Source organism: Pseudomonas sp. EU05-FHT14B02 (assembly GCF_058791055.1).
Map to the genome: position 1 here is coordinate 173,324 of NZ_JBYTDD010000005.1, position 17,360 is coordinate 190,683.

The 17,360-nt window shown below is 59.7% G+C and carries 14 protein-coding genes; 5 read left to right on the plus strand and 9 right to left on the minus strand.

The window, feature by feature from the left end:
* Position 1: 1 nt before the first annotated feature.
* Positions 2-2,656 carry a DNA gyrase subunit A gene (gyrA, locus tag AC3WTM_RS07440; protein WP_057713769.1) on the minus strand — a complete coding sequence of 885 codons (2,655 nt, stop codon included), beginning with the start codon at positions 2,654-2,656 and terminating at the stop codon, positions 2-4.
* Positions 2,657-3,099: 443 nt separating this feature from the next.
* A complete protein-coding gene (gene mtnA / locus AC3WTM_RS07445; protein WP_102671640.1) occupies positions 3,100-4,176 on the minus strand; it encodes an S-methyl-5-thioribose-1-phosphate isomerase in 1,077 nt (358 codons plus the stop codon).
* A gap of 108 nt (positions 4,177-4,284) precedes the next feature.
* On the opposite strand from mtnA, the gene AC3WTM_RS07450 reads away from it, so the two are divergent.
* The 5 genes from AC3WTM_RS07450 to AC3WTM_RS07470 all read left to right on the plus strand — a co-directional run bounded on the left by AC3WTM_RS07450 (position 4,285) and on the right by AC3WTM_RS07470 (position 9,269).
* On the plus strand, positions 4,285-5,619 hold the full coding sequence (locus AC3WTM_RS07450; protein ID WP_102671641.1) for a TRZ/ATZ family hydrolase: 1,335 nt from the start codon (positions 4,285-4,287) through the stop codon (positions 5,617-5,619).
* Between the two features lie 60 nt (positions 5,620-5,679).
* Positions 5,680-6,378 (plus strand): bifunctional 2-polyprenyl-6-hydroxyphenol methylase/3-demethylubiquinol 3-O-methyltransferase UbiG, encoded by a 699-nt coding sequence (gene ubiG / locus AC3WTM_RS07455; RefSeq protein WP_033055822.1) that lies wholly within the window; start codon positions 5,680-5,682, stop codon positions 6,376-6,378.
* A gap of 4 nt (positions 6,379-6,382) precedes the next feature.
* A complete protein-coding gene (mupP, locus tag AC3WTM_RS07460; RefSeq protein WP_102671642.1) occupies positions 6,383-7,054 on the plus strand; it encodes an N-acetylmuramic acid 6-phosphate phosphatase MupP in 672 nt (223 codons plus the stop codon).
* Positions 7,055-7,224: 170 nt separating this feature from the next.
* A complete protein-coding gene (locus tag AC3WTM_RS07465) occupies positions 7,225-7,965 on the plus strand; it encodes a YciK family oxidoreductase (protein WP_007999919.1) in 741 nt (246 codons plus the stop codon).
* 377 nt (positions 7,966-8,342) lie between these two features.
* On the plus strand, positions 8,343-9,269 hold the full coding sequence (locus AC3WTM_RS07470; RefSeq protein ID WP_102671643.1) for a GGDEF domain-containing protein: 927 nt from the start codon (positions 8,343-8,345) through the stop codon (positions 9,267-9,269).
* 138 nt (positions 9,270-9,407) lie between these two features.
* Here the strand turns inward: AC3WTM_RS07470 and AC3WTM_RS07475 are convergent, their stop codons facing one another.
* The 7 genes from AC3WTM_RS07475 to AC3WTM_RS07505 form a co-directional block, all read right to left on the minus strand.
* Positions 9,408-10,169, minus strand: coding sequence for an iron-containing redox enzyme family protein (locus AC3WTM_RS07475; protein WP_219736471.1), 762 nt, complete (start codon positions 10,167-10,169; stop codon positions 9,408-9,410).
* 76 nt (positions 10,170-10,245) lie between these two features.
* On the minus strand, positions 10,246-12,705 hold the full coding sequence (locus tag AC3WTM_RS07480) for an EAL domain-containing protein (RefSeq protein WP_102671645.1): 2,460 nt from the start codon (positions 12,703-12,705) through the stop codon (positions 10,246-10,248).
* A gap of 188 nt (positions 12,706-12,893) precedes the next feature.
* On the minus strand, positions 12,894-14,711 hold the full coding sequence (locus tag AC3WTM_RS07485; protein ID WP_102671646.1) for an ABC transporter ATP-binding protein: 1,818 nt from the start codon (positions 14,709-14,711) through the stop codon (positions 12,894-12,896).
* A complete protein-coding gene (locus tag AC3WTM_RS07490; RefSeq protein ID WP_102671647.1) occupies positions 14,704-15,339 on the minus strand; it encodes a DsbA family protein in 636 nt (211 codons plus the stop codon). The genes AC3WTM_RS07485 and AC3WTM_RS07490 overlap by 8 nt, the downstream gene beginning before the upstream one ends.
* A gap of 3 nt (positions 15,340-15,342) precedes the next feature.
* Positions 15,343-16,284 (minus strand): oxygen-dependent tRNA uridine(34) hydroxylase TrhO, encoded by a 942-nt coding sequence (trhO, locus tag AC3WTM_RS07495; protein WP_090457157.1) that lies wholly within the window; start codon positions 16,282-16,284, stop codon positions 15,343-15,345.
* Between the two features lie 102 nt (positions 16,285-16,386).
* The gene (locus AC3WTM_RS07500) at positions 16,387-16,686 is read right to left on the minus strand and encodes a BolA family protein (protein ID WP_056727175.1); all 300 of its coding nucleotides are present in this window, start codon (positions 16,684-16,686) and stop codon (positions 16,387-16,389) included.
* A gap of 12 nt (positions 16,687-16,698) precedes the next feature.
* Entirely contained in the window at positions 16,699-17,223 is a 525-nt protein-coding gene (locus AC3WTM_RS07505; protein ID WP_007997268.1) for a DUF2059 domain-containing protein, read from the minus strand.
* Positions 17,224-17,360: the final 137 nt, after the last annotated feature.

Here is a 17,360-nt window from a genome sequence, read left to right on the forward strand (position 1 = left end):
CTTATTCCTGTGGTTCTTCGTCTGCGGCGGCATCAAGTTGCTGGTCTTCAGCAACGTCGTCGATTACGACTTCACCGACAAACCCCTCACCCTCTTCACCTTCCAGCTCTTCACCCTCGACTTCCGACGGCTCTTGAACCCGCTCCAGCCCGACCAGTGTTTCGTCGTTGGCCAGTTTGATCAGGGTCACGCCCTGGGTGTTACGACCCAGGCTGGACACTTCGTCGACTCGGGTACGCACCAAGGTGCCCTGGTCGGAAATCAGCATGATTTCCTCGCCGTCGAGAACCTGGACCGCACCGACCAGACGGCCGTTACGTTCGTTGCTGACCATGGCGATAACGCCCTGACCGCCACGCTTGTATTCAGGGAACTCGGTGATCGCCGTGCGCTTGCCGTAACCACGCGCCGAAGCGGTGAGGATCTGGCTGCCTTCTTCCGGAATCAGCATGGAAATCAGCTTCTGACCTTCCGGCAGACGCATGCCGCGCACACCGCGAGCGGTACGGCCCATGGCGCGAACGTCGGATTCCTTGAAGCGGGTCACTTTGCCGCCGTCGGAGAACAGCATGACTTCACGCTCGCCATCGGTGATGGCCGCGGAAATCAGCACGTCGCCTTCGTCCAGTTCCAGTGCAATCAGGCCGACGCTGCGTTGACGGCTGAAGGATTCCAGCGGGGTCTTCTTCACGGTGCCGTTGGCGGTGGCCATGAAGATGTAGTGACCTTCGGTGTACTCCTCGACCGGCAGCATGGTGGTGATGTACTCACCGTCGTCCAGCGGCAGCAGGTTGACCAGCGGACGACCACGGGCAGCGCGAGAAGCTTCAGGGATTTCGTAGGTTTTCAGCCAGTACACCTTGCCCTTGCTGGAGAACAGCAGCAGCGTGGTGTGGCTGTTGGCGACCAGCAGGTGAGCGATGTAGTCCTCATCCTTGACGCCGGTCGCCGACTTGCCTTTACCGCCACGACGCTGGGCCTGGTACGCAGCCAGCGGCTGGGTCTTGGCGTAGCCACCGTGGGAAATGGTCACGACGCGCTCTTCTTCCGGGATCATGTCACCCAGGGTCAGGTCGAGACGGGCATCGAGGATTTCGGTACGACGCACGTCGCCGTACTCGGCGCGAATCACTTCCAGCTCTTCGCGAATCACTTCCATCAGGCGCGTGGCGCTGTTAAGGATGCGGATCAGCTCGCCGATCTGATTGAGGATCTCTTGATACTCGGCCAGCAGCTTTTCGTGTTCCAGGCCGGTCAGGCGGTGCAGACGCAACTCCAGAATGGCTTGCGCCTGCTCTGGCGACAGGAAGTACTTGCCGTCGCGCAGACCGTATTGCGGATCGAGGTTTTCCGGACGGCATGAATCGGCGCCGGCACGTTCAACCATCGCCACTACCGCCGAGGATTCCCAAGGGGTGCTGACCAGCGCTTCCTTGGCTTCCGACGGGGTTGGCGAGGCCTTGATCAGGGCGATGACCGGGTCGATGTTCGACAAGGCAACGGCTTGACCTTCGAGGATGTGACCACGCTCGCGCGCCTTGCGCAGTTCGAACACGGTACGGCGGGTGACCACTTCGCGACGGTGACGCACGAAGGCTTCCAGCAGGTCCTTGAGGTTCAGGATCCGTGGACGGCCGTCGATCAGCGCAACGATGTTGATGCCGAACACCGCTTGCAACTGGGTCTGGGCGTAGAGGTTGTTGAGGATGACCTCAGGCACTTCGCCACGACGCAGCTCGATCACGACGCGCATACCGTCCTTGTCGGACTCGTCGCGCAGTTCGGTGATGCCTTCGAGCTTCTTCTCTTTTACCAGTTCGGCGATCTTCTCGATCAGACGCGCCTTGTTCAGCTGGTAAGGGAGTTCGGTGATGACGATCTGCTGACGACCACCGACCTTGTCGATGTCTTCGATCATCGAGCGGGCACGCATGTAAATGCGCCCGCGACCGGTGCGGTAGGCTTCGATGATGCCGGCACGACCGTTGATGATCGCGGCGGTCGGGAAGTCCGGACCGGGGATGTATTGCATCAGCTCGTCGACAGTCAGCTCTGGATTGTCGATAAGCGCCAGGCAACCGTCGATGACTTCACCGAGGTTGTGCGGCGGAATGTTGGTTGCCATGCCCACGGCGATACCGCTGGAGCCGTTGACCAGCAGGTTGGGGATACGGGTCGGCATGACCGCCGGGATCATTTCGGTGCCGTCGTAGTTCGGCACCCAGTCCACGGTTTCTTTATGCAGGTCAGCCAGCAGCTCGTGCGCCAGCTTGGTCATGCGCACTTCGGTGTATCGCATGGCCGCGGCGTTGTCGCCGTCCACCGAGCCGAAGTTGCCCTGGCCGTCTACCAGCAGGTAGCGCAGGGAGAATGGCTGCGCCATCCGAACGATGGTGTCGTACACCGCGGTATCACCGTGCGGGTGATACTTACCGATCACGTCACCGACAACACGGGCAGATTTCTTGTACGGCTTGTTGAAGTCGTTGCCCAGCTCGCTCATCGCGAACAGCACGCGCCGGTGCACGGGCTTCAAGCCATCGCGCGCATCCGGCAGTGCCCGCCCGACAATTACGCTCATCGCGTAGTCGAGGTAGGACTGCTTCAGCTCGTCTTCGATATTGACCGGGAGGATTTCTTTGGCCAGTTCGCCCATGAGAAGCCTGATTCCTTTTTCTGGTGAAACTTCGTCACATCCATATGGGACCAACGAAGCTCGCCGATACAGGCTGAGTGCCATGCACCGACTTACGACAAATCAACGAGTTATGCCATGGATCTGCGCAGTACGGGTCGCCACTTCGGGCAACCCTGGAAACCGCCGGATGTTATCACAAGAGCCGCCACGCACCTATCCCCCAGATGCGCATGGAGAGTAGTTAGTTGACCGGTGACAGGCTTGAAGGGGACGAGAGGGGCTTAGAGCCGTTTTGAATGACGAATTTGGGGCAGGATCTGACTGTTTCATTGGCTTTGACGACCCCATCGCGAACAAGCTCGCCCACAGTGTTTACCGCATGCCCGAGATTCAGGACACAAAATAGATCCCTGTGGGAGCGAGCTTGCTCGCGATGGCTATCTTTCAGACGCCAGAAGCTATTAATGCAGGCGCTTGCGGCACATCAACTGCGCCATCTTCGCCGTATCCGGGCGCTCGACGATGCCTTTTTCGGTGACGATCGCATCGATCAGGTCCGCCGGAGTCACATCGAACACCGGATTGAACGCTTCGACATCCGCGCCCACCCGCTTGCCGCCGACCTCCAGCAACTCGCGGCCATCACGCTCCTCAATCGGAATGTCATCGCCGCTGGCCAGATTCATGTCGATAGTCGAACTCGGCGCCACCACCATGAAGCGCACGCCGTGGTGCATGGCGTTAACGGCCAGTTGATAGGTGCCGATCTTGTTGGCCACATCGCCATTGGCGGTGATTCGGTCAGCACCGACGATGACCCAGGTAGGGCCTTTGGTCTTCATGATATGCGCGGCGGCGGAATCGACATTGAGGGTCACGGGAATACCTTCATTGGCCAGTTCCCACGCGGTCAGCCGCGAGCCCTGCAGCCATGGGCGGGTTTCGTCGACATACACCCGCTCGACCATGCCCTCGATGAAAGCCCCACGAATCACCCCCAGCGCCGTGCCGAAGCCGCCCGTGGCCAGTGCGCCGGTGTTGCAGTGGGTCAGGATCGCCTGGGCGTTGCCCTGATGCTTGCGGATCAGGTCCACACCCAGTTGCGCCATGGTCAGGTTGGCTTCGCGATCGCTTTCGTGAATGGCGATGGCCTCTGCCTCCAGCACCTCCAGCGGATCGGCATTGTCTTTCAGGCGATCAAGCCGGTCGTGCATGCGGCCCAGCGCCCAGAACAGGTTGACCGCAGTGGGACGAGAATCGGCCAGCAGCGCGAAATCCTCTTCCAGCGCCGCGTACCAGTCGCCACCTTCGGCAATCCGGGCACGGGCCGCGAGCACGATGCCATAAGCGGCACTGATACCAATCGCCGGCGCACCGCGCACCACCATCGAGCGAATGGCCTCGGCCACACCGGCTGCACTGGTGTAGGCGATCCAGGTTTCCTCGAACGGCAAAATGCGCTGATCCAGCAGATGGAGAGCGCCATCACGCCAATCGATGGCCTTTACCTTTTCCGCAGCCAACAGTCGATCGCGCATCCCTCACCCCGCACTCATGAACAAAAGCCGCCGATTATAGCGATCCCCCCGCGAAGACGCTCGGGTATACTTCGCCATCCTTTACAAAAGCACTGGAACCGACCCTCGATGCCGAACACTGCCGCTGCGCTCGACCTGTTATTGCTGCCGACCTGGCTGGTACCCGTCGAACCCGCTGGTGTTGTCCTCAAGGAACACGGCGTGGGCATCCGTGATGGGCGCATCGTGTTTATCGGCCCACGTTCCGCCGCACTGAAGCTTAACGCAACCGAAACCCGCGAGTTGCCCGACATGTTGCTCAGCCCCGGCCTGATCAATGCCCATGGGCACGCGGCGATGACACTGTTCCGCGGCCTGGCCGATGACCTGCCATTGATGACCTGGCTGGAAAACCACATCTGGCCCGCCGAAACCAGGTGGGTCGACGAAGGCTTCGTGCGCGACGGCACGGATCTGGCCATCGCCGAGCAAATCAAAGGGGGCATCACCTGTTTCTCTGACATGTACTTCTTCCCGAAGGTTGCCAGCGAGCGCGTGCACAACAGCGGCATTCGCGCGCAGATCGCGATTCCGATCCTCGACTTCCCCATTCCGGGCGCCGCTACAGCGGACGAAGCCATTCGTCAGGGCGTCGAGTTGTTTGGCGATCTCAAGCACCACGAGCGCATCAAAATCACCTTTGGCCCCCATGCACCCTACACCGTGGGCGATGAAAACCTGGAAAAAATCCGGGTGATTGCCGAAGAACTGGACGCATCGATCCACATGCACGTGCATGAAACGGCGTTTGAAGTGCAGCAATCGGTCGAGCAGCGCGGTGAACGACCGCTGGCCCGACTGGCGCGCCTGGGCTTGCTGGGGCCACGCTTCCAGGCGGTTCACATGACCCAGATCAGCGAAGAAGACATGACGCTGCTGGTAGAAAGCAACAGCAATGTGATTCATTGCCCGGAATCGAACCTGAAGCTGGCCAGCGGATTCTGCCCGGTAGAGCGCTTGTGGCAGGCCGGGGTCAATGTCGCGGTCGGCACCGATGGCGCGGCCAGCAACAACGACCTGGACCTGCTCGGCGAAACCCGCACCGCGGCCCTGCTGGCCAAGGCTGTCGCCGGCTCGGCCACCGCGCTGGATGCCCATCGTGCCCTGCGCATGGCCACCCTCAACGGTGCCCGGGCACTGGGTATCGAGGCCAAAGTCGGCTCGCTGGAAATCGGCAAGGCCGCGGACATGGTGGCTTTCGATCTCTCGGGCCTGGCCCAGCAGCCGGTCTACGACCCGGTTTCGCAGCTTATATACGCCACCGGCCGGGACTGCGTGAAACACCTTTGGGTTGCCGGCAAGCAGTTGCTCGACGACCGTCGCCTGACACGCCTGGATGAACAACAGCTAAGTACTACCGCGAAGGCCTGGGGCCGGCGCATCAGTGGCCGCACCGAATCGTAAGCCCCCCCTGGAGCACAATCCGGGGCAACAGGATTTTTCAAGTTTTAGAGGACTTAAACCATGAGCAACGTCGACTACGCCGAAATCGCCAAATTCGAGGCCCTGGCCCATCGCTGGTGGGACCGCGAAAGCGAATTCAAACCGCTGCACGACATCAACCCGCTGCGGGTGAACTGGATTGACGAACGGGTCAATCTGGCCGGCAAGAAGGTCCTCGACGTCGGTTGCGGCGGTGGCATCCTCAGCGAAGCCATGGCTCAGCGCGGCGCGACCGTGATGGGTATCGACATGGGCGAAGCGCCACTGGCGGTTGCCCAGCTTCATCAGCTGGAGTCGGGCGTAAGCGTCGAGTACCGGCAGATCACCGCCGAAGCCCTGGCCGAGGAAATGCCCGAGCAGTTCGACGTGGTCACCTGCCTGGAAATGCTTGAGCACGTGCCAGACCCGTCGTCGGTCATCCGTGCCTGCTTCCGCATGGTCAAGCCCGGCGGCCAAGTGTTCTTCTCGACCATCAACCGCAATCCGAAGGCGTACCTGTTCGCCATCGTCGGTGCCGAATACATCATGAAGCTGTTGCCGCGCGGCACCCACGACTTCAAGAAATTCATTCGCCCTTCCGAACTTGGCGCTTGGAGTCGCATGGCCGGCCTGACCGTCAAGGACATCATCGGCCTGACCTACAACCCGCTGACCAAGCACTACAAACTGGCCTCCGACGTGGACGTCAACTACATGATCCAGACCCTGCGCGAGGAATAAGCCGATGCCAATCAGAGCAGTTCTTTTCGACATGGACGGCACCCTGCTCGACACCGCGCCGGACTTCATTGCGATCTGCCAGGCGATGCGTGCCGACCGTGGCTTGCCACCGATGAACGACAAACACATTCGCGACGAGATTTCCGGCGGCGCCAAGGCGATGGTCGCAGTGACCTTCTCCATGGACCCGGAGTCGCCGGGATTCGAGGAGTTGCGCCAGGAGTTCCTGGAGCGCTACCTCGTGGGTTGTGCCGTCCATAGCAAGCTGTTCGACGGCATGGGTGAACTGCTGGCCGACATCGAAAAAGCCAACCTGATCTGGGGCGTAGTGACCAACAAGCCACTGCGGTTTGCCGAGCCGATCATGCAGCAACTGGGGCTGGCCGAGCGTTCGGCGCTGCTGATCTGCCCGGATCACGTGAAGAACAGCAAACCCGATCCAGAGCCGCTGATCCTCGCCTGCAAGATGCTCGACCTCGATCCGGCCAGCGTGCTGTTCGTTGGCGATGACCTGCGCGACATCGAGTCCGGCCGTGATGCCGGCACCAAGACCGCTGCAGTGACCTTCGGCTACATCCACCCGGATGACAACCCGCGACACTGGGGAGCGGACGTGGTGGTCGATCATCCGTTGGAGCTGCGCAAGGTTTTGGATAGCGCCCTCTGTAGCTGCTGAGACTGTCGTTGACCTCTGTAGGAGCGAGCTTGCTCGCGAAGCACCTGAGAGCGCCACGGGGTGCCAGACTTGTCGCGTCATCGTTTACGCCCATCGTCGGAACGCCGCCCGGAGCAAGCTCGCTCCTACAGGGATAGCGCTTGACCTGAAGAATTTTTGTAGAGGTTTTTATGTTTGATTATTCCGCCCGCCCCGAACTGCTCAAGGATCGGGTCATCCTGGTCACCGGCGCAGGACGCGGCATCGGTGCCGCAGCGGCAAAAACCTACGCAGCCCACGGCGCAACCGTGCTGCTGCTGGGCAAGACCGAAGCCAACCTGACCCAGGTCTACGACGAAATCGAAGCCGCCGGCCATCCACAACCGGCAGTCATCCCCTTCAACCTCGAAACCGCCCTGCCCCATCAATACGATGAGCTGGCAGCGATGATCGAAAGCGAATTCGGGCATCTCGACGGCCTCCTGCACAATGCCTCGATCATCGGCCCGCGCACGCCGATCGAGCAGCTTTCCGGCGAAAACTTCATGCGGGTCATGCAAGTCAACGTCAATGCCATGTTCATGCTCACCAGCACCCTGCTGCCGCTGCTCAAGTTGTCGCAGGATGCCTCGGTGGTGTTCACTTCCAGCAGCGTCGGCCGCAAGGGGCGTGCGTATTGGGGCGCTTACGGCGTCTCCAAATTCGCCACTGAAGGCTTGATGCAAACCCTGGCTGACGAAGTCGATACCGTGGCCCCGGTGCGCTCCAACAGCATCAACCCGGGCGCCACCCGCACCAGCATGCGCGCCCAGGCTTATCCGGGTGAAAACCCACTGAACAACCCGACGCCCGAGGAGATCATGCCGGTCTACCTTTACCTGATGGGCCCGGACAGCACCGGCATCAATGGCCAGGCGTTCAACGCCCAGTAACGACCGTACGTCGCTTTTTAGTGCCGCGCCAGCTTCCTGTCGCGGCACTTGAAGGCTCTCGGGTTCGAGCCAGGCACCTGTCAAACAAACGTCACACGCCGCGCTACACAGGCAGCAGACAACCAACAACCCATTGATTTAATACAGCTTTTATTCGGATGAACCGAATGGCACGACTTTCGCTCTAAGTTTGCTCAGACACGTAAAGTGAAAGCAGACGGGGGTGAAGCTTGAGCGCAGAGATTACTCATCTTCTACAAAGCGGATTAAACTTGTACGAAATGTCCTACGGGACTGACGGACCAGTACGACGCGCAGCCCTAAGCCGCTCTCACCCTGCTTGTAAGACAGCCTTACTGCTTAGGGGCGCATGCCTTATGAAACCACCTTCCCAGACCAACGCAATTGACTTCGATAGCGCCAAATTGCAGCGCCTGGGCTTTGGTCAGCAGCCGCCCCTCCTGGAAAGACCTGTCAGTCTTGCGCAATTGCGCCAGCAACTGAGCCTGCAGTTGCAAACCAGCCTGGAGCCGCAACGCATTCTTGGGACGTTCTATCGCGAGATTCAGCGGTTGGTACCGTTGGACGCCTTGTGCTACCAGCACAAGAGCAGTGACCTGCGCCTGGAGTTCGGCCAACGCGGCCACCACTCCATCAGTTACAGCCTCAGCCACGAAGGCGAACACCTGGGTGAGCTGATCTTCCGTCGCAATCAGCGTTTCAGCGAACAGGATCAGGGCAATCTCGAATCACTGCTAGCCGCACTGCTTTTCCCGATGCGCAATGCGCTGCTGTACCGTACCGCCACCCAAAGTGCACTGCGCGACCCGCTGACGGGTGCCGGTAATCGCATCGCCATGGACCAGACGCTGCAAAGGGAAATCGAACTGTCCCGGCGCCATCTGCAACCGTTGTCAGTACTGATGCTGGACATCGATCATTTCAAGCTAGTCAATGATACCCATGGCCACAGCACAGGCGATAACGTGCTCAAGGCAGTCGCCGCCACGATCAAAAACCAGTTGCGCAACGTGGACATGGTGTTCCGCTATGGCGGTGAAGAGTTCCTGATCTTGCTGTCGAATACCTGTCGCGAGGCCGCGGCCATGGTCGGAGAGCGGCTGCGGCTTGCAATCCAGTCTGAAGAGTACCTGGCCGATGGTCACAGGATCCTGCTGACGGTCAGCCTCGGCTGTTCGACCCTGTTGCCCGGCGAGTCTGCCGAAAGCTTGTTGCGACGGGCAGACAGCGCGTTGTATGTGGCCAAGCGCGAAGGTCGTAACCGGCTGGAAATGGCGGGCTGATTTTTCAGCCACGACACAAACCAATGTGGGAGCGGGCTTGCTCGCGAATGGGATCTGACTTTCAACGGTGATGTTGACTGACAGTCCGTATTCGCGAGCAAGCTCGCTCCCACAGTTGTTTTTCAAGCAGCGATTGGATCAGCCTTCGGCCAATGCCATCCGCTCACGCACGACCGGTACCCGCTCTGCGTGCTCCATTTGCATGCAACGTTCGAGAAACAGGTACATATAGTCGTAGCTCTTGCAAACGGCCTGACGCAACTCCACCTGCAGGGATTTGCTGGGGTTGGTGCCCGCCAATGTGCAGATGATCTCCAGGGCTTCCCATGGATGGGCATCGTCGTACTGGGCATGCATCTTCAGCCACTTCATCGCCCGCTTGCGATCTTCCTCGGGGAACGAGGCGGCGTAGATACCGTTGGAACACACTACCGCCGACCATTCCCCGGTCGCCCCTTCGATGGCGTAGTTGGTGGCGGCAATCGCAACGATCAGCGAGTCGGCTGAACTGGTGTGCCAGCACCAATGGCTCAGGGCGTGAAGCTCAGGGGGAACCTGCTGAGCCTGCAGCTCTTCCAGGCTGACACCGTGCGCCCGACTCCAGTTCACCCAGTAATCGGCGTGGTTCAGTTCGACGCGGATGTTACGCATCAGCCAGCGACGGGCCATGTCTTCGCCGGGATGACGGGCAAAGCGGGTTTTGGTCAGGTTTTGTGCCATATACAACGCGAACTGTTCGACCACCGGCCAGCCACCGATCAGGTACTGGCGCATGGTCTTCGCACCGAGTTTGTTGTCTCGCATGCGTTGGTACAGTTCGTGTTCGACAACCCGGCGCTTGCTCTCGCTGCAATCCTGGATCAGGCGCTGGGCCCAGGCAGGGTAACTTGTAGCTTCCATGAGCGGTCCGGTTCGGTTGAATGTATCGATCACTGTCGAGCTCCTTTTGATTGTGATTGTAAGACCGGCAGGAGTCTCAACGGAACGTGCCAGGCGCCTTGAACAACAGCGGCTGAGGCCTGGCGGGACGACTTAACAGACTATCGCTGGTAAACAACTGCGGGCGTTCAATCACATACCCTTGAGCGTAATCCACCCCGATCTCCAGCAATGCCTGCTCAATCTGGGGCGTTTCGACAAACTCGGCAATCGTGCGCTTACCCATAACATGGCCAATGTGATTGATCACTTCGACCATGGCGCGGTTAATCGGGTCGTCCAGCATATCCTTTACGAAACTCCCGTCGATCTTCAGGAAGTCTACAGGCAAATGTTTCAGGTACGCGAATGAGGACATTCCGGCGCAAAAGTCATCCAGTGAAAAATGGCAGCCTAAGCCTTTGAGTTCATTAATGAATCGAATGGCGCTACCAAGATTTGAAATAGCACTGGTTTCAGTAATTTCAAAACAAATCATTTCAGGCGGAATCGAATACGTCACAAACTGTTCGCGCAAGAAGTCCAGGAACGCCTCATCCCCGATCGTCGTGCCTGACAGATTGATCGCACACATGGCCAGCGGTACGTGGCCTTGCTCGACCCGGCATTGGGCGATGATCTTGAACACGTTCTGCACCACCCAACGATCAAGCGAGCTCATCAGGCCATAGCGCTCAGCTGCCGGAATGAAGCTGTCGGGCAAGATCATCCGACCGGCTTCATCATGTAATCGCAGCAGGATTTCAATGTGCCCGCCGTCCTGATCGACATGACCCAATGGGGCAATCTCCTGGGCGTACAGGCAGAAGCGATCTTCCTCCAGTGCCATGTGCAAACGCTGCACCCAAGCCATCTCACCGAAGCGCAGGGACAATTCCGAGTCATCCGGATGATAGACCTGGACCCGGTTCCGCCCCTTTTCCTTGGCCATGTAGCACGCCATGTCGGCAGCACGCAGCGAGGCTTCGAGCGTCGTCGGATTCTGCGCGACATGAACCAGCCCAATGCTGACAGTGGTCACGAAAGGCCGGCCTTTCCAGACAAAATGCAGATTCTGCACCGTCTGGCGCAGGCTTTCGGCAATTTTCTCCGCCGCTTCCGGTGCGCAGTTTTCCAGCAGGATGCCGAACTCGTCGCCGCCAAGGCGCGCCAGGGTGTCGCCTTCGCGCAGCCCCGATTGCAACAGCGCGCAGATGTGCCGCAGCAGTTCGTCCCCCGCCGCGTGGCCGCAGGTGTCGTTGACCAGTTTGAACTGGTCCAGATCGAGGAACATCAGAGCATGGCGACCCGAATGGCGGGTGAGGTTGTGCAGCGCCTGTTCCAGGCGATATTCGAACTCGCGACGGTTGGCAAGGCCGGTCAAGGCATCGTGGGTCGCCTGCCACGACAGATTGGCGATGTACTGCCGCTCCTGGGTCATGTCATGCAACACCAGCACCGTCCCGCTGACTTTTCCGGCATTACGGATGGGGGCGCCCACCAGCGTGACCGACACCGTGCTGCCGTCCAGGCGTTGAATCAACTTGGAGTGTTCACTGCCGCCACTGAGCTGGCCGCTCAGAATATGCTCGATCAGGGTGAAACCATCGGCCTGGGCATTTTCGTCCAACAGGTTGAACAGCGCCGCCAGTGGCAATCCCGTCGCCTGCTCGGCCTTCCAGTGGGTCAACGCTTCGGCCGCCGGATTCATGTAGGCGATTGCACCGGAAACATCCGTGGTGATCACCCCATCACCAATTGATTGCAGGGTGATCTGCGCCCGTTCTTTCTCCAGTTGCAGCGCATCGGCGAACGCATGGCGCTGCTTGAGCAGTTTATGGGTGCGCATCAGCGCCAGCGCAATCAATCCAAGAGCAGTGGCGAGGTTAGTCAGCAGGAGCAAACGAAGAATGACCCGCGAGCCTTCACCCAAGGCATCGCTGAACGCCTTTGCCGCCGGCGTCACGCCGTCGTTGATGGCGAAAATCTGCTCCTTCCAGCGCTGTACATCCGCGCCAGAGGCCGGGCCGGCAGTGATGTGCTGATGCATGTCCCGCGCAACATCATCGAGCTGGACCAGATAGGCATCCCCCACGGTCCAAAGGTTGATGGCTTTTTCGAGGTAACTGAAGTGACGAAAGTTGAGGTATAGCCAAATCAGGCTGGAAACGTCTTCCGGGTGGTTGCCACCCTTGAGAATCGCCACACGTGCCGCCTCGATATTCGGCGGTTGATGATCCAGCGCCACACGCAACTCATGCCCGCCCTGAGGCACGGAAATAGCGTGCTGGTATTTACGAAAAATCGCTTCGTCGCCGCTGTCGGCATAGAGGTTGAGGTAATAGATTGCGTCCTTCTGCCCCTTGGACCAGAGGCTTTCGCCAGCAACATAGCCGCGAACCGCCGACAGTACGTAAAGGCTAACGCCGCCCAACAAGGCTTGAAACACCACAACGGCGATAAATGGCCAGACGATGCCCAACAGCCGTGGCGTTCCGAGAGTCCGCGCTTGATTCATGAGGTCCCTTGTATTGGCACTGCTTGCTCGTCTTCCGGACGAAATCGCTATAGCTAGACTAGGTTGCGATTCCGATCCCGGCAAGCGACAAGCTATGCCCGGAGGGGAATATCGCGGCCACTGAATTCGGCCGCGATGATGTTTTTTATAGTATTGAAGTGGCGCCTTGCAACCTTGATATCATTTCGCTACAACCGCTGCAAATGCCCATACAGCTTGGCGTACAGACCACCGTCGGCAATCAGTTGCTGGTGATCGCCATCCTCGGCAATTTGCCCGCCGTCGAACACCAGCACACGGTCGGCCTGTTTTACCGCCGAAAGGCGGTGAGCAATGATCAACGTGGTGCGGTTGCTCAGAAACCGCGCCAAGGCCTGGTGAAGGTTGTATTCGGTGGCGGCATCCAGCGCAGAGGTGGCTTCGTCCAGAATTACCACCTTGGGTTCGGCCAGCACCATCCGCGCAATGGCCAGGCGTTGGCGCTGCCCGCCGGACAAACGCACGCCGGAGCGCCCGACGATGCTGTCCAGGCCATTGGGCAAATCCCGGACCGTGTTGTGCAGTTGGGCGATTTCCAGCGCCTGCCAGCAGGCCTCGTCACTGCGTTTGCGGCCCATGGTCAGGTTGGCGCGGATGGTATCGTTGAACAGCGCCGGGTGTTGCAGGACCACGGCGACATTTTCCCGCACGGTCTCCAGGCCGATCTCTTGCTGGGTCGAACCACCAAAACGAATGGTGCCAGCCAAGGGTGTGTACAAGCCCAGCAGCAGTTGCACCAGGGTGCTCTTGCCGCCGCCGCTGGCACCGACGATCGCGACTTTTTCGCCGGGAGCGATGGAGAGATTCATCTGGCTCAGCACCAGTTCGTCACCGTAGCCAAAGCTCAATCCCTGAACCTCGATCCCGACGGTTTCGCGACCGATGAACGGGTCGACTCCACCCGGGTATTCGGGTTCGTCGGCACGGGACAACAGCTCGTTGATCCGCGACAGCGCACCGCCGGCAGCGTAGTAGGCGTATTGCAGGTTCAGCAGTTGTTCCACCGGACCGATCATGAACCACAGGTAGCTGAACACCGCGAGCATCTGGCCGATTGAAAGGTCGGAAAACAGCACCGTGAGCATCGCCGCGGCCCGGAAAATATCGATGCCGAACTGAAACAGCAATCCGCTGGCACGGTTCGATGCGTCGGTTTTCCACTGCGAATTCACCGCGTAGTCGCGCACGTCCCGGGCGCGATGCCCCAGGCGACCGAGGAAGAACCCCTGGCGGTTGCCGGCGCGAACTTCCTGGATAGCATCCAGCGTTTCGGTCAACGCCTGGGTAAAGCGCGAAGTGCTGTCGTTCTCGAGTTTCTTCAGGTGCTTGACCCGCTTGCCCAACTGCACCGTGGCGTAGATCACCAGCGGGTTGAACAGCAGAATCAGCAATGCCAGTTTCCAGTGCATCCACATCAGAATGCCGGCGGTGCCGACCAGAGTCAGCATGGCCACGAGGAAACGGCTGAGGGTTTCGCCGACGAATTTGTCCAGCGTGTCGAGGTCGGTGACCAGATGCGTAGTCACCGTGCCGCTGCCCAGGCTTTCGTATTCACCCAGCGAGATACGCTTGAGCCGTTCGATCAGCCGTATGCGGATGCGGTAGACAATGTCCTTGGCCAACCCGGCGAACAATTTCGCCTGCACCACGTTGAACAGCAACGCCGTGCAACGCAGGGTCAAGGTCACCAGCAACATCAGGCCGATGTAGCCCGCGGCTTTCTGCCAGCCCTCGGGTAGCGCGTGGTTCATGATCTTCAGCGCGGCATCACCGTGCCCCAGCAATACCTCGTCCACCAGCAACGGCAGGAGCAAGGGAATCGGCACGCTGCACAAGGTCGCCAGCACGGCTACGCCGTTGGCGATCCACAGGGATTTCTTGTGGTGCAGGGCCAGGCGGCGGATTTCCGCCCAGCTCAGACGGTCGACACGTTTAGCGGGTGCGACATCATCAGGCAGGTCATGCACAGGCAGCACGCTCCAGCCAGCGGCCGAGCAGCGGGGACAACTCGCTCAACGGCTGATAGCCATTGGTCAACAACGCCAGTTGGCCGTTACGCTCGGCCAGCAGGGTGGGGAAACCGGCAATGCCCAGGTCCTGGACCCAGGTGAAATCGGCTTCAGTCGCAGTGTGCATGTCGGCACGATCGAAAGCGGCGGCAAACTCGATGCGCGGCACGCCGGCCTGCTCGGCCAGTTCCACCAACACGCTGGCGCGGGTGACGTCCCGACCTTCGACATAAAACGCATGCTGAATCAGCCCGAGCAGCTTCCAGGCACAATCTGGCGCCAGTGCGCGCGCCGTCACCAGTGCCCGACAGGCAGGCTCGGTGTCATAGACAAAGCCATCGGGTAACGCGCCCTCAAACTTGAAGGGCTGGCCGGTGGCCTCGGTAACCGCCTGCCAGTGTTCAAGAATGTAGCGCCGGGTGGTCGGCTCCAGCGCCGCACCGCTACCGGTGCGCAAACCTCCCACGATCAAGTGCACATCCACACCCGCGGCTTGCGCCTGCTCGACCAGCGACTTGGCCACGGGGGCAAACCCCCAGCACCAGGAACACATCGGGTCCATCACATAGAGCAGGCGCGCAGACATGGTTCAGGCCTCGGAAGATGCTTGCTTGTAGTTGAAGCCGATCGGATGAGGCTGGTTACGAGCCTTGGCCAGTTCGATCTGCTTCTGCCGGTCGATCGCACTGCGACGGGTCTTCTCGCTCAGCTTATCCCAGCAATGCGGGCAACTGATGCCGGCCACGTAATGCTCGGACGCGCGGTCTTCCACACTCACCGGTGTGCGGCAGGCATGACATTGATCGTAGTCGCCCTCGCTCAGGTCGTGACGAACGGTCACGCGGTTGTCGAACACGAAGCAATCACCCTGCCACTTGGTTTCTTCCTGCGGCACCTCCTCGAGGTACTTCAGGATGCCACCCTTGAGGTGAAAAACCTCACCGTAGCCCTCGCTGAGCATGTAGCTAGAGGCCTTCTCGCAGCGGATGCCACCGGTGCAGAACATCGCGACCTTCTTGTGCACGGCCGGGTCGAAGTTGGCTTTGATGTAATCGGGAAATTCGCGAAAACTGGTGGTTTTCGGGTCGATGGCGCCTTCGAAGGTACCGATCGAGACTTCGTAGTCGTTACGGGTGTCGATCAACAACACTTCCGGGTCGCTGATCAGCGCGTTCCAGTCCTGTGGATCGACGTAGGTGCCGACCTTTTTGTTCGGGTCCACGCCTTCCACGCCGAGGGTGACGATTTCTTTCTTGAGTTTGACCTTGGTGCGGTAGAACGGCTGCTCGTCGCAGTACGACTCTTTGTGGTCGATGTCGTCCATGCGCGGGTCGTTCTTGAGCCAGGCCATCAGCCCGTCGATGCCTTCGCGGCTGCCGGACACGGTGCCGTTGATGCCTTCTTCGGCAATCAGCAGCGTGCCTTTGATGCCGTTGTCGACCATCGCTTGCAGCAGGGGCTCGCGCAGGGCGACGTAATCTTCCAGGGTGACGAACTTATACAGTGCCGCCACGACAATCTGTTGTGTCATGGGTAAATCTCCAGGTGGCTACCCTCGTAAGGGGTGAACCGGATGCGAAAAAAAACGCGCCGGGTTAGCGGCGCGTTGGGCATTCTAACAAAAAACCGGTGTTTAGTGCTTGCTGCCGCCAGCACAGGTCGGCGAGGCCGGAGCCGCGTCGATCCGGGCCCATTCCTCTGGCGTGTAGGTATGCAACGCCAACGCATGGAACTCTCCCATCAGCTCGCCGAGCGTACCGTAGACCTTCTGGTGGCGCTTGACCCGGTTCAGGCCTTCAAACTGCGTACTGACCACCACAGCCTTGAAATGGGTTTGCAGCCCACGGCTGTGCATGTGGCTTTCATCCAGCACTTGCAGATGCTCGGGCTGAAGCAGGCCCAGCGTCGATTCGATGCGTTGTTGCATGGTCATACCGAACTCCGCTTAAGGCTTTTTCTTGGCTGGCGCGGCTGCGTCTTTCGGCGTCAGCTCGGCGGTCATGTCAGCCAGCAGCTTGTTGACCACAGGCACCGCGCTTTCCAGCTTGGCCTGGGTCATCTGGGCCGATTGCTGGGTCAGCTGAGGCATTTTTTCCAGGACTTTCTTGCCCAGTGGCGACTGGTAGAACGCAACCAGGTCCTTGAGCTCGGATTCGGTGAAATTGGTGGTGTAGAGCTTGACCATGTCCGGTTTCAGCTTGTTCCAGCCAATGGCCTGGTCCAGAGCGGCGTTGGCCTTGGCCTGGTAGGTTTCCAGCACGGCCTTTTTCGACTCGGGGGCTTTGGTCTGTTCGAAACGCTGGGCAAACATCTGCTGTACTTGCATGTACACCGGGGTGCCCAGTTTGTCAGCGTGCGCCATGGTCAGGAAAGCCTCGGCACTGGCGTTATGGCTGGCGGTGTCGGCGAGAACCTGGCCGCTGGCGCAGACCAAAGCAACGGCGGTACAGATGGCACGAAGACGAGTCATCGAGTTTCCTTTTCTAGCTGGCGAGGTAAGACCCCAAGGGCGTCCATTCTGCGCCTAAAAAAGTGTGTCGCTCAACCCCAAGCCTTGTCGCACCTGATTTAGAGGGGTTGAATGGTCAATTTCAGACTGATGGAACC

Coding starts and splice junctions, on each gene's coding strand:
- gyrA (WP_057713769.1), bottom strand. CDS start 2,656: ATGGGCGAACTGGCCAAAGAAATCCTCCCGGTCAATATCGAAGACGAG.
- mtnA (WP_102671640.1), bottom strand. CDS start 4,176: ATGCGCGATCGACTGTTGGCTGCGGAAAAGGTAAAGGCCATCGATTGG.
- AC3WTM_RS07450 (WP_102671641.1), top strand. CDS start 4,285: ATGCCGAACACTGCCGCTGCGCTCGACCTGTTATTGCTGCCGACCTGG.
- ubiG (WP_033055822.1), top strand. CDS start 5,680: ATGAGCAACGTCGACTACGCCGAAATCGCCAAATTCGAGGCCCTGGCC.
- mupP (WP_102671642.1), top strand. CDS start 6,383: ATGCCAATCAGAGCAGTTCTTTTCGACATGGACGGCACCCTGCTCGAC.
- AC3WTM_RS07465 (WP_007999919.1), top strand. CDS start 7,225: ATGTTTGATTATTCCGCCCGCCCCGAACTGCTCAAGGATCGGGTCATC.
- AC3WTM_RS07470 (WP_102671643.1), top strand. CDS start 8,343: ATGAAACCACCTTCCCAGACCAACGCAATTGACTTCGATAGCGCCAAA.
- AC3WTM_RS07475 (WP_219736471.1), bottom strand. CDS start 10,169: ATGGAAGCTACAAGTTACCCTGCCTGGGCCCAGCGCCTGATCCAGGAT.
- AC3WTM_RS07480 (WP_102671645.1), bottom strand. CDS start 12,705: ATGAATCAAGCGCGGACTCTCGGAACGCCACGGCTGTTGGGCATCGTC.
- AC3WTM_RS07490 (WP_102671647.1), bottom strand. CDS start 15,339: ATGTCTGCGCGCCTGCTCTATGTGATGGACCCGATGTGTTCCTGGTGC.
- trhO (WP_090457157.1), bottom strand. CDS start 16,284: ATGACACAACAGATTGTCGTGGCGGCACTGTATAAGTTCGTCACCCTG.
- AC3WTM_RS07500 (WP_056727175.1), bottom strand. CDS start 16,686: ATGACCATGCAACAACGCATCGAATCGACGCTGGGCCTGCTTCAGCCC.
- AC3WTM_RS07505 (WP_007997268.1), bottom strand. CDS start 17,223: ATGACTCGTCTTCGTGCCATCTGTACCGCCGTTGCTTTGGTCTGCGCC.